This is a genomic window from Rhizobium sp. CFBP 8752, from assembly GCF_014842035.1.
GTDB lineage: Bacteria > Pseudomonadota > Alphaproteobacteria > Rhizobiales > Rhizobiaceae > Neorhizobium > Neorhizobium soli.
On record NZ_JACYUZ010000003.1, the window covers coordinates 53,334 to 66,483 of the forward strand.

13 protein-coding genes and 1 tRNA gene are annotated in these 13,150 nt (G+C 58.3%); 7 read left to right on the forward strand and 7 right to left on the reverse strand.

Translation table 11 applies throughout. The features are described 5' to 3' along the window. Window positions 1-26: 26 nt before the first annotated feature. The 4 genes from IFT59_RS16230 to IFT59_RS16245 all read right to left on the reverse strand — a co-directional run bounded on the left by IFT59_RS16230 (window position 27) and on the right by IFT59_RS16245 (window position 3,184). Window positions 27-458, reverse strand: a complete 432-nt coding sequence (locus IFT59_RS16230) for a DUF2948 family protein (RefSeq protein ID WP_174195606.1) — start codon at window positions 456-458, stop codon at window positions 27-29. Window positions 459-541: 83 nt separating this feature from the next. Further along, complete coding sequence (locus IFT59_RS16235) at window positions 542-1,384, reverse strand: oxidoreductase (RefSeq protein WP_192087542.1); 843 nt, start codon at window positions 1,382-1,384, stop codon at window positions 542-544. Window positions 1,385-1,537: 153 nt separating this feature from the next. Then, a complete protein-coding gene (murA, locus tag IFT59_RS16240; protein ID WP_192087543.1) occupies window positions 1,538-2,830 on the reverse strand; it encodes a UDP-N-acetylglucosamine 1-carboxyvinyltransferase in 1,293 nt (430 codons plus the stop codon). 129 nt (window positions 2,831-2,959) lie between these two features. After that, on the reverse strand, window positions 2,960-3,184 hold the full coding sequence (locus IFT59_RS16245) for a hypothetical protein (protein WP_192087544.1): 225 nt from the start codon (window positions 3,182-3,184) through the stop codon (window positions 2,960-2,962). Window positions 3,185-3,337: 153 nt separating this feature from the next. On the opposite strand from IFT59_RS16245, the gene IFT59_RS16250 reads away from it, so the two are divergent. Then, window positions 3,338-3,412 (forward strand) — tRNA-Thr (locus IFT59_RS16250). 186 nt (window positions 3,413-3,598) lie between these two features. On the opposite strand, the gene IFT59_RS16255 is transcribed toward IFT59_RS16250, so the two are convergent. Continuing rightward, window positions 3,599-4,483, reverse strand: coding sequence for a glycoside hydrolase family 5 protein (locus IFT59_RS16255; protein ID WP_192087545.1), 885 nt, complete (start codon window positions 4,481-4,483; stop codon window positions 3,599-3,601). A gap of 417 nt (window positions 4,484-4,900) precedes the next feature. Between IFT59_RS16255 and IFT59_RS16260 the strand changes: the two genes are divergently transcribed. Genes IFT59_RS16260 through IFT59_RS16280 form a run of 5 tightly spaced genes read left to right on the forward strand, consistent with a single transcriptional unit; the run spans window position 4,901 to window position 10,282 of the window. Then, window positions 4,901-5,968, forward strand: a complete 1,068-nt coding sequence (locus IFT59_RS16260) for a glycosyltransferase (protein ID WP_192087546.1) — start codon at window positions 4,901-4,903, stop codon at window positions 5,966-5,968. Continuing rightward, window positions 5,961-7,064 (forward strand): glycosyltransferase family 4 protein, encoded by a 1,104-nt coding sequence (locus IFT59_RS16265; protein WP_192087547.1) that lies wholly within the window; start codon window positions 5,961-5,963, stop codon window positions 7,062-7,064. The genes IFT59_RS16260 and IFT59_RS16265 overlap by 8 nt, the downstream gene beginning before the upstream one ends. Window positions 7,065-7,069: 5 nt before the next feature. Continuing rightward, window positions 7,070-7,849: a WecB/TagA/CpsF family glycosyltransferase gene (locus tag IFT59_RS16270; protein WP_192087548.1), complete on the forward strand. Its 780-nt coding sequence runs from the start codon at window positions 7,070-7,072 to the stop codon at window positions 7,847-7,849. Between the two features lie 8 nt (window positions 7,850-7,857). Then, a complete protein-coding gene (locus tag IFT59_RS16275) occupies window positions 7,858-8,781 on the forward strand; it encodes a glycosyltransferase (RefSeq protein ID WP_162734834.1) in 924 nt (307 codons plus the stop codon). A gap of 43 nt (window positions 8,782-8,824) precedes the next feature. Beyond that, on the forward strand, window positions 8,825-10,282 hold the full coding sequence (locus IFT59_RS16280) for an oligosaccharide flippase family protein (RefSeq protein WP_192087549.1): 1,458 nt from the start codon (window positions 8,825-8,827) through the stop codon (window positions 10,280-10,282). 147 nt (window positions 10,283-10,429) lie between these two features. Here IFT59_RS16280 and IFT59_RS16285 read toward each other — a convergent pair whose 3' ends face one another. Together IFT59_RS16285 and IFT59_RS16290 are read right to left on the reverse strand one after the other, a co-directional pair. Beyond that, on the reverse strand, window positions 10,430-11,050 hold the full coding sequence (locus IFT59_RS16285; RefSeq protein WP_249407636.1) for a transglutaminase-like cysteine peptidase: 621 nt from the start codon (window positions 11,048-11,050) through the stop codon (window positions 10,430-10,432). A 370-nt stretch (window positions 11,051-11,420) separates the two neighbouring features. Continuing rightward, a complete protein-coding gene (locus IFT59_RS16290) occupies window positions 11,421-11,855 on the reverse strand; it encodes a BA14K family protein (RefSeq protein ID WP_062453869.1) in 435 nt (144 codons plus the stop codon). 281 nt (window positions 11,856-12,136) lie between these two features. Here IFT59_RS16290 and IFT59_RS16295 point away from each other — a divergent pair, with 281 nt between their 5' ends. Beyond that, window positions 12,137-13,141 carry a calcium-binding protein gene (locus IFT59_RS16295; RefSeq protein WP_192087550.1) on the forward strand — a complete coding sequence of 335 codons (1,005 nt, stop codon included), beginning with the start codon at window positions 12,137-12,139 and terminating at the stop codon, window positions 13,139-13,141. Window positions 13,142-13,150: the final 9 nt, after the last annotated feature.

Below are 13,150 nucleotides of genomic sequence, written 5' to 3' on the forward strand. Positions count from 1 at the left end.
GTTCCATGCCATGATCACAAGGCCGGTCAAGGATGGCGCGGCCTCGTTGCGGTTTCCCATGCGCCGCCGATATCTGCAAGAGCAACTTCGATGCATTCGACATCGAGAGCAATGGTGCCGCCGCCGGAAAGCATCAGTTCCACGGTGCCATCAGGCCCCTCGCCCTTGGCCATGAAGCGCACGGCGAGAAGCGACAGGACATCATCCTTGCGGTTGCGGTCGATACCGGTCGAACGGACTGCTTCCACGCGCTTGAGGACGAGCGCTGCACGGTGCCGCTCGAACCCCTTTTTCTTCTCGCCGGCCTTTTCCCAATCAAACCTGTTGGCAGCCAGCGAGAATATCTTTTCCGACGCCGACCACTGCACGTCGGACAGCTTGAAGACCGCATCCTGCATATGGGCAGACACGATCCCCAGATCGTCGGTATCGAGAGCCAGAAGCTTGAGCTCGGTCATGCGCGTCCATTCCGTTCCTGGGCCGCGATGTGGGCCCCGTTGTTTGATGGTCTGGAGATAGGATGGCGCATGGCAAGAAGCAACTATTTCGGGAAGTCGGCAGAGAGCGTCGTGTCCTTCCAGGCAACGATCTCGTCGCGGCGTTCCGAAAGCTTGGCGGTGATGCCGGTATAGGCAATTTCGCCGAGCACGAGATGGCGCGGAGGGTTGGACGCCTCGACGACCTTGATCATGGCTTCGCCGGCACGGACAGGATCGCCCGGCTGCTGGCCGCTATAGCCTGCCGTCTGCGACAGACGGGCGCCTGCGGTATCCTGATACTCGTCGATCTTGACAGGCGTCTGTTTCAGCGAACGGCCGGCCCAATCCGTCCGGAACGGACCCGGTGCGACGCAAGTGACCTTGATGCCAAGCGCTGCAACTTCGGCGGACAGCGCATCGGAAAAGCCTTCAACGGCGTGCTTGCTTGCCGCATAATAACCGGAGCCCGGGAAGCCGATAAAGCCGGCCTGGGAGGTGACGTTGAGGATGTGGCCCTTGCGGCGGGCGCGCATGCCGGGCAGCACCGCCCGCGTCATGGCGAAAAGGCCGAAGACATTGGCATCGAACATGCCCCGGATCTCGTCTTCCTCGCCTTCCTCGATCGAGGCCTGGTAGCCGTAACCGGCATTGTTGACGAGGACGTCGATGCGCCCGAACTTTTCCTCGGCAGCGCTGACAGCAGCTGCGATCTGGCCTTCGTCGGTCACGTCGAGATCAACGGCGAGCGCATTGTCGTGGCCGGCGATGAGATCGGCAAGCCTTGCCTTGTCGCGGGCCGTGACGACGGTCGGAAAGCCCTTTGCAATTGTCAGCTTGGCGAGTTCCAGGCCGAAGCCGGAGGAGCAGCCGGTGATGAACCAGACGTTGGAAGATGCATCAGTCATAAAAATATCTCCGATGGAAAAGCCGGATCATGAAAATGAGGCGGGGCGTGTTGGATGACAATACCTGACATAGGCATGAAAAAAGGGACGGCAAGGTATCCCCCTGGCCGCCCCTCATCCCTCGAAACATGCGGCCTCTTCAGGCCATATTGCTCAGTCGCTGACGCGTTCGACGATGGCGCCGCAGCGTGTCAGCTTTTCTTCAAGACGCTCGAAACCACGATCGAGATGGTAGACGCGGCTGACGATCGTTTCGCCTTCGGCCGCAAGGCCGGCAATGACGAGCGACACCGATGCGCGAAGGTCTGTTGCCATCACTGGCGCACCCTTCAGCTGCGAAACGCCTTCGATACGCGCCATCTGCCCCGACAGCGAAATGCGCGCACCGAGACGGGCGAGTTCCTGCACGTGCATGAAGCGGTTTTCGAAGATGGTTTCGGTGACGTGCGAAACGCCCGACGACATGGTCATCAGCGCCATGAACTGTGCCTGCAGGTCCGTCGGGAAGCCCGGGAAGGGCTCGGTGACGATATCGACCGGCTGGATCCTGTTGCCGTTCCTGACGACACGCAGACCGCTTTCGGTTTCGGTGATCTCGGCACCGGCAAGCCGCAGCGTATCGAGCGCATTTTCAAGCAGCGAGGCCTGCGTGCCTTCGAGCACCACATCGCCGCCGGTCATGGCAACCGCCATCGCATAGGTGCCGGTCTCGATCCGGTCCGGCAGGACGCGGTGACGGGCGCCCGACAGCGAGGCAACGCCTTCGATGGTGATGGTGCGCGTGCCGGCGCCACTGATCTTGGCGCCCATGGCCGTCAGGCATTTTGCGAGATCGACCACTTCCGGTTCGCGGGCGGCGTTGTCGATGACGGTGGTGCCGCGGGCAAGGGTTGCCGCCATCAGCATGACGTGCGTGGCGCCGACCGAAACCTTGGGGAAAGTGTAATGTGCGCCGACAAGGCCACCCTTGGGGGCCGACGCGTTGATATAGCCGGCATCGACCTCGAGGATGGCGCCGAGCGCCTGCAGGCCGTCAAGGAACAGATCGACCGGGCGCGTGCCGATGGCGCAACCGCCCGGCAGCGACACGCGGGCCTTGCCTTCACGCGCAAGCAGCGGGCCGATCACCCAGAACGAGGCGCGCATCTTGGAGACCAGCTCGTAAGGAGCGGTCGTATCGACGATGGTGCGGCAGGTGAAATTGATCGTGCGCGAATAGCTTTCGGCCTGGCTTTCGCGGCGACCGTTGACGGAGACATCGACGCCATGATTGCCGAGAATGCGCAAGAGCTGCTCGACATCGGCCAGATGCGGCACGTTTTCGAGCGTCAGCGTATCGCTGGTCAGAAGCGACGCAATCATCAGCGGCAGCGCGGCGTTCTTGGCGCCCGAGATCGGGATCGTGCCGTGAAGCTCGTTGCCGCCGGAAATTCTGATGCGATCCATGGTGTGGTAACTCTTTCTCTCAAGCGGCCGGGTTTGCGTCTCTAGACCAAACCTTGCCCCGCTTCAATCCGTGATGAAAACTGCGGATGAGAGCAAATCGTGCCACAACCCGTTTATGCACTGCAAAGACTATGATGATTCGTCCGTTTTTGCGGCAGAGGGCGAAGACGCCGGCAACCCTTGCGTCTCGTCCGCCTCGCCGGCGCGCCGCGCGCGCGACTGACCTTTTCGCCGCATCAGGTTTTCCCGCAATTTCGCAGCCGCCCGCTGCTTGCGATCCAGCTCACGCCGCTCGGCTTCGCTCATGGGTGCAGCCTGCGCCTGGCTATCCAAGGTTTCTGGTTTTTTCGACATGGCTTCTCCTTAAAGAAAAAGCCCGACACACGAAAGCACCCCGGGCGTTTTCCCGGATGGTTCTCCAAGAAGTTAGATTTTGCTGCTTGCACTTGCCCCGAACCTATGGCAATAGCCCCCTCGCTGACGACACGAACCCGAACGTCCGCAGATGCTGCTATAGCTCAGGGGTAGAGCACTCCCTTGGTAAGGGAGAGGCCGAGAGTTCAAATCTCTCTAGCAGCACCATTTTTCCTTCCATCCATTATAATTAGTCTGCCAGTAATTTTCGGACAGTCGTACGACCTAGCGCGACGCGAAGTTTCGCTTCGTCGCGTGCGCAAACTACCAGCCGTTTCATTGTCGATTTCGCGTGCGACCACTTTGGTTCGCCGGAGAACCTGAAGTCGTAGAAGGCCACCTCCCCCTCCCCGCCTAGCCACGACACCCAACATACGGCAGCAGCAGCTTCATCTGCTCACTCATGATATCCGGCCTGTCGCGCGGGGGATCAACAGTTTGCTGGTTGGTGTTGCCCCAGACGCCGCCGCCGGCCCAGTAGGTGGCGCCGAGGAAGATATCGGGGTGGGCCATCATGACGTCGAGCAGGTCGCGCAGTTCCCGCAGTGAGGCTTCGGTTCGGCCGGTGGCGAATTCGCCGATGAAGATGCGTTTTCGATGTTGGGTCGCCCAGTCCACGGCGCTCGACAGTATCCGTTTTCCGATGCCTTCGGTGGCGATCGGGTTGGAGCCTCCAAAACCCTTGTCGAGATACTGGTGCATGTCGAAGCCGTAATTGTCTGCAGGATCGAACGCTTGCAACATCACGGTGCCGTTCGAGGTCTTCGTCCAGGAATGGGCGCCCGTCCAGGCGATGCCGGAAAATAAGACAGTCCCAGTGCCGCCACGCCGCCTGATTTCGGCGCATGCGGCGTTCTGGGTGTTGAGGTTGGGAATGGGATCCTGGTCATGCGGTTCGTTCATCAGCCCGTACCAGACAAGGCTGTTTTTCCCGTAACGCTGTGCCAGCTCGCCCCAGAAGGACGCATAGCTTTCGAGCGTTGCCGCGGACGTGCCGTCTCCGATGACGATCTTATCGCGCCTTCCGTAGTCATGCATATCCAGGAGGACAACCGCACCCTCGCCCACTGCCCGGCCGACCAGACGATCGAGGCCCTCAAGTGCCGCCGGCTCAAGCGGTTTTGCAATATCGGGCTGCAGGCGGTTCCACTTGAAGGGGATCCGAAACACTTTCACGCCCAGCGAGAGGTAATAATTCAGGTTCTCCAGGTGAGGCCACTTCCAACGGCCGCCAATCATCTCGAACTCAGCACCGGCCAGGTTAACCCCGATCAGCGGGCACGTTCCCGTTCGGGCACCTACGGAAGGACCTGACGACACAACCGACGCCGCCAAGGCGCCAGCGCCGAGCAACAAATATCTTCTTGAGCATTCATTCATGTAAGACGCCTGTAATAAAGATTTTATTACAATATTGATGCACTAAACAATCAATAACTTACGGATTTTTGTGCAACACCTCAGCGAATTCACACTACAACACCCATATTTAATTCCATTACACGATTAACCTAGCGATTAGTTTTGTTTATTGAGGACTCAGCAAGAGCATATCCATGCTGTAACCACGATTCGATGTCGTGTTACTCGACATTTCACTGATCAGCAGCGGTGATGGACGGCATGCGCGGGTGTCCGGCGACAGCAGGAGTGGGAATGCGAGTGATATTCGATCTGACGCTTGCCACGCGCAAGCCGGAGATTACCGGTGTCGAACGTTACGGGATCAATCTATTCGAGGCATTCCGGAAAATTTGCCCTGGCAGCACGGCCTATGTCATGTCGACGTCGTTTTTTTCGAGCGACGACAACCTGGTCCTCTGCCAGCATCCTTTGATGGCCTGGCTCACTTTGCCGTTCAGACTGGCATCTTCCAGTTACGATGCGGCCGTCTTTCCGAGCATGCCGGCAAGTCCGCTCTCCATATCATCCAGACTGCCCCTCTATCGCATCATTCACGACGACTTCCCCTGGACAAGGGGACAGGAGATGCCGATCAAGGGGCGCCTTCTGTTTCGGGATGTGGAGCGCGCCGTTTCATCCCGATACCGCGCCATCTTTGCGCCAACCGGCTACTCGGCGGCAAAGCTTCGTCCGATCTTTCCCTCCCATGATGTGAGCGAGATCGGCAACGCCCCCGCGCTGCCGTTCGACGGCGAACTGTCCGAGATCGCGGAACTGCGGGGCAAAGACTTCGTCCTGAGCGTGGGGACGGTGGAGCCCCGAAAGAACTACGAGAAGATCATCGACGTCGCGGCAGCGCTTCACCCGCACAATGTCGTGTCGGTCGTTGTCGGGCGCAGCGGTTGGGGGAATATTGTCACCGATCTCGACCGGGCAAGCAACGACCCAACGAGCAACATCCGATGGATGAAGGACATATCCGACAGCCAGTTGCGGTGGCTTTACGCAAACTGCCGGTCGTTCCTGTCCTTGTCGCATGACGAGGGGTTCAATATGCCGCTCGTCGAGGCAGGGTCGCTGGGCTGCAGCATTGTCGCGTCCGACATCGCCATCCACCGGACTGTTTCTCCGCCATGGGGACGGCTGGTCTCGCCGGGCGCACGCGCTGACGAGATCGCGACTGAGATCATGACGGCTCCGCGAGCGACTGAGAGCGCGTATCTTGCCTACAGAGCCCGGTATTCCTGGGATTTTATCGCAGCCAACCTGCTTTCGAAAATCCAGGCCCATAGACGCACCGGAGCACGGTCCCATGCCTGAGCACCAGTTGACCATGCTCTGGCATGAAGCCGGAAACTCGCACTACCATGACCGATTTGTCGAGCTTTCGAAGGTCGCCAATCTCACGGTCATGGGGCCAAAAACCTTTCAAGGCAAAACGTTCGACCCTGAGAAATTCCGCTTCCCGGTGAAGCTGTTTAATTCCGTCTTGTCGTCGCACTGGCTGACATTCATTCCGAGCACCATCGCTTTCTACCGGGAAGCGCGACGGGCGGACATTCTCTACGTTCATGAGGAACCGCACTCGCTTGTCGCGTTCCTAAGCGCCAACCTGCGTCTCGGGCGGCCGATGTACATCGAAAGCTCGGCCATCAATCTCAAGGGAAACCTCTCCGGATGGAATGTCCTCGAGCGGTTCGTCTATAAAACAGCGACCAAGATCATTCCCAAGAACCATGAGGTCGCCGATGTCCTTCACAGACGGGGGGCTCCCCGGAGCAAGATCTCAACCCCCATCGGTAACGGCGTTTCAAAGTCGTCGTTTTCGATCGTCGATAAGTCGGCGGCACGTTCTGCGCTTGCGCAAAAGTATCCGCAGGTCTCCGATGCATTCAAGAAGGGCGGTCTCGTTCTCGGCTATGCCGGGCGGATCTGGCAGCCGAAAGGGATAGAGATCCTGGCGCAGCTTGCACAGGAACTCCCGGTCACGATCCTCGCCTGCGGGCCGGTCGCAGATGATTATCTGGTCGATACACTCGTTGCGGCAGGGGTAGCGGTTCTTCCCAGTCTTCAAAAGGATGATCTGCGGACATTTTACAGCGCGCTCGATCTCTTCATTCTGCCGAGCCTCTCGACGAAGAACTGGCGGGAACAGTTCGGCCGTGTCTGCATCGAGGCAATCTATTGCGGGACGCCGGCTGTCGGTTCGCATGTGGGCGGCATTCCGATGGTGATCGGCGCCAGCCAGACCTTCGAGGCAGGCAATATCGAGCAGGCCAAGGCACTGCTGACCAAACTTTCAGACGAGGCGGAGCGGGCGGAAATCCTGCGGTGGCAGACCGCCCATGTCGATCAGAATTTTTCCTGGAAAGCGATTGCAGAGCAAGTTTTAGCCGTCACACACTTAAAGAGATAAATGCAATGACCGAAGACCGACTTGGGTCCAGAGATAAAATATTCGGTTTATCATTTTACGAATATTCCGACGACGCTCTCGTAGAACAGGCTATTTCTCCCCTTTCCGAGACGGACGGGGTAAAACTGGTCGTCACTGCGAATACGGATCACGTCTCCAACCTGTACAAAAATGCTGAATTCAGACGTGCTTACGACAGTGCGTGGTCAGTCACGATCGATGGCATGCCCGTCTTTCTCTATGCGAAACTGTGCGGCGCGGCCGTCAAGCAGCGGATACCGGGCGCCGATCTCTTTCCCAAGCTGCTCGATGCCCTGACAGACACGAACCATCGGCCGTTCTTCGTCTGCTCAAGCCAGGCGACGGCGGACGGGCTGGCAGTCCAGATGACGGCACGTGGCTTCACGGAGGCCGGCTTCGGCTACGCGATACCGCCGTTTGGTTTTGAAAAACAACCCTCTCATACGCGCGACCTGCTGAGCGCGATCCGCGACAACCGCACAACGCATCTGTTCATGGGTATCGGCGCGCCCAAATCCGAGATTTGGGTGAACCAGAACAGATCCGCGCTTGGGCACCTTTACGCCTTCTGCTTCGGCGCGGCTCTCGAATTCACAGCCGGCACCAAGACTCGAGCGCCAAAGGTTTTCCGTCTGGTTGGAATGGAATGGTTCTGGCGAGTGGCCACCGAGCCCCGTCGCTTGTTCAAACGGTACTTCATCAGTTCCTGGGGCTTTTTCTCAGCCGTTGTCGCCGATCTGAACCAATCCAGAATAAGCTCGTAGGTGGCCCGATGTACGATGTGTCCGTGATCATTCCAGTCGTATCGAAAAGCAGTCGTCTGGCGCGCACGCGCGAAGTGGTGCGGCGATTGCAGGAGCAGAGGGCGATCGCGCTTGAAATCATCATCGTGATGCAGGGGTTCGACGAGACCGAAACGATCGGCATCGACGGTGTGAAAACCATATTCTCGCGCGTGTTCAGCTCGTCGCATTCCCGAAATGTCGGCGCCTGTCACGCGACGGCCGATCTCATCTCGTTTCTGGATGACGACACATTTCCGGCCGCGAGCGATTTCTACCGCAGGGTGAAAACCATTCTCGATGTCGGCGCGGTCGATTTCGTCACCTGCAACATCGTCTCGAACGGCAAGCGGCTGGCTGCAAGCCGGATCGAAAGCGATGTCCAAATCAACAGGCAAACCATCATCGGCAACATGTGGGAACCGGGGCTGACGCTTCGCCGCAAGACGTTCTTAAAATTCCAGTTCGATGCCACGCTGGGTATCGGCGCCATTCATGGATCGGGAGAGGGCTTCGATCTCGGGGCACGTTTGGTCGATGCCGGCCTGAAGGGCAAGCGGTTGGCCGGCCTGGAAATCGACCATCCGCCTTTGCCGTTGAACTCCGAATTCGATGTCCAGCGCACGTTCTACTACTCGCTTGGCAACGGCAGCTCCCTGGTCGCCAGAGGGTTCCACAAGGCCTATGCAAAGCAACTCTTCAAGCAGGTCGCAAAGACGGTGCTCTATCCATGTCTCAACAGGTGGAGCGAGGCGAAGCTTGCCCTGCTGCGGCTTGCCTGCCTGCTGATCGGGCCGGCGATCCCGCGCGGCGTTCCGAAGATCATTCCAAACCAGTTGGCGAAGGACCTGATCGACGGTGAAATCGACCCGTTCCCTAAGGTGGAACCTCGGATCGACCGGGCCACAGCCTAGACCATTCGCATGACGCGACCGAAATATCACCGATCGGGTTCACATGTCCTATTTGAAACTGGCAATCAAGGGTACGAGCTGGTCGCTTGCGCAGGTGCTCGTCGAGCGGCTGACGCAGACCGTGGTGTTTCTGATTGCGGCAGCCTTGCTCGGGCCGCATGAGTTTGGTGTCGCAGCGCTTTCAACCGCGCCGGCCGTGATCATCGCGTCCACCCTGCAGTCCGGAAGCCAGGTGGTGATACAGCGGCGATTGCTCGACGATGACTTCGTCAATTCGGTCTTCGGTCTCTTCCTTCTGCTTGGCCTTTGCGGCTCGGCGCTACTGTTGATAGCGAGCGCCCTTCTCCGCCACCTGGAAACCTTCTCCGGCCTCAGTGCCATGGTTGCCGTGACGTCGATCGCTCCCCTTGTCTCAGCGCTCGCGGTCGTGCCGGAAGGACTGCTCGCGCGAGATTTCGCCTACAAGGTACTGGCGGTCCGAAAGTCGGCCGGGTTGCTTGTGGGCGGGATTGTCTGCTGCGCGCTTGCGTTTTCGGGGTTCGGCGCCTGGAGCATCGTTGCAGTCGTCGTGATAACGCCGATCGTTGCGGCGATGGTCAGTGTTGTGGCGGCGCGCTGGAAGCCAACGGCCATGCCGACGCTGATCTCGATGCGGTCGACGCTGAATTTCTCGTTCGCCGTAATCGGAATGTCGGCAGTCACGCAGATCAACGTGCGCTCTGCCGATGTGGTGGTCGGTTTGGTCGCGACACCGACAGCGACGGGTGTTTTTCGGCTATCACGCACGGTGCTTGATCTCGCATCAAGCCTGTTTCTCAATCCGATCAACAACATCCTGCTGCCAATCTTTTCGAGGATGGGTGAGGATCGTGACCGGATGATAAGCACGATGTGGCGGTCATGCGCGGTAACAGGCCTTGTTGCCGCGATACCCTTTGTCGCTTCCGCGTTTTCAGCGCCCTATGTCGCATTTATGTTTTTTGGAGACAGGTGGCCACAACTGCCCGAGACAATAACAATGATGCTGGTGGCTCTACCGTTCATTGCGGTTGTCGTGCCCGTGCAAACCTTCCTGGTTGCAACAGGACACCCAAGCTTGGCGTTCCTCAACAATGTCTACCAGGCACTTGCTGATGTCGTGATGATTGCAGTCGGAGCATATTTCGGGATATTTTGGGCAGCAGCGATGTTCAGCCTGAGATTCTCTCTGACAGCGTTGTTTATTCTCTTTGCCGTGCAGAAACGATTCAGTGAGATCAACGCGTTTGATGGGATCAAAACAACATTTCCGGCAATTGTCGCGATTGCCATCGTATCAACCCTGACCGGGTTTCTATGGCTATGGCAGCTCGATCTCAAACACTTATCAGTCGCTGTATCATTTAGCGCTGCGGCCTCTCTGGCATACGCATTGATATGCGCGTTCGTATTTCACGATCGTATCCGGCCAGTTCTTGAGATCTGGAAGGCGCGGCGCGTTCGTGCGCCGACTGCTGCCTGACCTAAAGCACGGCTGTCTCGAAGGCTGGCCTCCGTCTCGAGGTCCTGGGGAAGGTTGGTGGTCTGATACGGTATCATCGTAACCGTCGGGGCGTCCGACCTGATCGATCAGGACAGCGCGCCGGTGCCTGACGAGTGCGACCCTAGTTTACCATTGGTTGGCAACAAAGGTCGGGCGGTCGTCGGATGCCCCGATCTTGACCCAGATCCTCGGGCTGTTCTGCGACTGCATCATGATCCAGGTCAGGTCGGTCTTCTTCCACGGCTTGATTTCGGAGGACCGGTTGTCCAGCACCAGGTCGCCGGCGGATGTCTTTGCAACCAGCACCGCATGTCCCTCTCCGGACCGCGTTCTTGCCACAGCCATTCTCAGCGATCCGGAAGGCCAGCCAAGGGAGATGAGGTGTTTGCGCTTCGTGAGCGCGTAATCTTCGCAATCGCCTGACGCCACATCAATGCTCCACTCGTCGGAGCCGTCGGCATCATTGACGGGACGGACGGTGCGATTGATGCCTGAATTCACCGAAAGCAGTTGCGCCTTGCGATCCTCAGTCAGTTCGACGATGCCGTCGCCGCCGGTATCGGCGCACTGTTCCTGATTGCTACGGCAGAATTTCGCAAAAGCGTAAGGCGCAAGCGCAAAACCATTTTCCTGGATGCGCTGCATTGAGCCTCTCACATCCCGCAGAATGCCGACAGGGCCAGCCGCCATCGTTACCGATGGAACTGCGAAAAACGCCAGAGTTATGACTATCGAATGCAGTTTCATGGCACGTCTCCATGTTGAATGGAGAGAAATTTACCTGCATTCGTTGTATATCACGTTTTGAGAAAGTGTAAGATTTTAATCGTCGTGCAGATTGAATTTTTCTGTTTAAGAACTACTGCAGATATCGATTTGCTGATGGTTCAAGGAACTGCTGCCATCAGGGCAATAAAAAAGGCCGGAGCGAATACACGCGCCGACCTCCCTGCATTGCTCTCAGCCACTGCGCCAGTACATCCGTGGTCGCCGACGAAAACAATGTTGTAGCCAAAATATGGTAGCTCGATCCAGATATTCAACAGGGAACCTGGATCAAAAATGGGGGCAGCGGCTCAATGCGCTGCCCCTCATCACCTCAAAAGGCTAGACGCCCTCAGTAAGGCGAGTTGCACTGTGCGCGAACGCCGGCACGTGGCACGTAGCTGTTATCCGATGCACGGTAGCTGCGGTAGCGGTCGGCACACCACTGGACGTGAGCACGGGTACCTGCGCGGGCCGGGCGACTTGTCACGGCACCGCCGATGATTGCGCCAGCGCCGAATGCTGCGAGGGGATACCAGAAACCATCGGAATGGCGGCGATAGCCCGGACGGCGATCACGGTATCCACGGTGGCCCTGGTGCCACCCGCGACGATCACGCATTTCCCGGCGTTCGCGCATGTCACGACGGTACTGGACATGTTCGACATCGGATACCTGAGGCGACTTCACCATCGGCAGGGGTGCCGCAGTCGCCGGGACAAGCGAGGTGAGGCCCAGTGCCACCGCAAGCGACGACGCAGTCAGAAACTTCGTAACAATATGCATATTAGTTCTCCGTGTTATGGAGAGACAACACATTGACGCAACAGGGAGTTCCCTCATCACGCGAGAGTGAGGCCGGCGTTACAGGTGTTTCCAACCTTGAGCGATCGCGACAACGGGAACAGCGGCCAATACATCGTTTAAATCTTAAATAAGCATTCTCCGCTATTTCTGATTGTTCAGAGCGTGCGGAGCATCCCATGGGCTTTTACGGCAACCCCTTTGGCTACGAGTATCAGTTCCCAAACAGGCTTACGCCGTCCCTAGACAAGGACGTCGTCAGCGTGGTTGACACCACCGCGGTTGCCGCGCTTACCGTCAATACAAAGTCGCTGTTCCAGCTGAAACTGCAGGACAACTCGATCCGCTTCGAGTTTACCCAGTATGCCTTGTGGACCTCTGGCTACAAGCCGACCTCAAGCGACACCGCCAGCGCTGTGCACTTCAACGGGCCGGTGTTTACCGATATCAACAACAACCTTTCTCCGATCGTCGGCGTCTCGATCAAGAGCAATATTGCCGGCCTCGACAGCCGGGACGTTTCGTTCGACTACAACAAGATCGCGATCGACTTTACCGGCATCAAGGCGGGTCCGACGTCGTACATCACAGTGTCCGTGACCTTCAATGAACCCAAGCTTGGGGGTGACGGCAACGACGTGCTGAACGGATCGCGTTACGCAGACATCATGTCCGGCGGCAAGGGCGACGACAAGCTGATGAGCAGCGCCGGCGCCGACAAGATGGACGGTGGCGCCGGAACCGATACCGTCTCCTACGCCAATGCCACAACCGCAGTGGTTGCCAGCCTCGCCGCGCCGCAGGGCAATACAAACAATGCCAAGGGCGACACCTATACCTCGATCGAGAACCTCATCGGGTCGCAATACCGCGACGTGCTGACGGGCGACCAGGGCTCGAACGTCCTTTCCGGCGGCCTTTCGAACGATCGCCTGACAGGCGGCGAAGGCGCGGACAGTTTCGTGTTCGACACGCGACTGAACAAGAAGGGCAATGTGGATACGATCACGGATTTCTCCGTCGCGGATGACACGATCTGGCTCGACACGGATATATTCACAAAGGCCGGCGTGGTTGGGGATCTCGCAACGGACGCGTTCCAAAGCGGCACCGCGGCCAGCGATGCATCCGACCGGATCATCTATGACAAGGCGACCGGCCGTCTCTACTACGATGCCGATGGAACCGGGAAATACGGGCAGATGCTGTTTGCCATCGTCGACAAGGGCCTCAACATCACCGCAGCAGACTTCGACATCATCGCCTGACCGTATCCG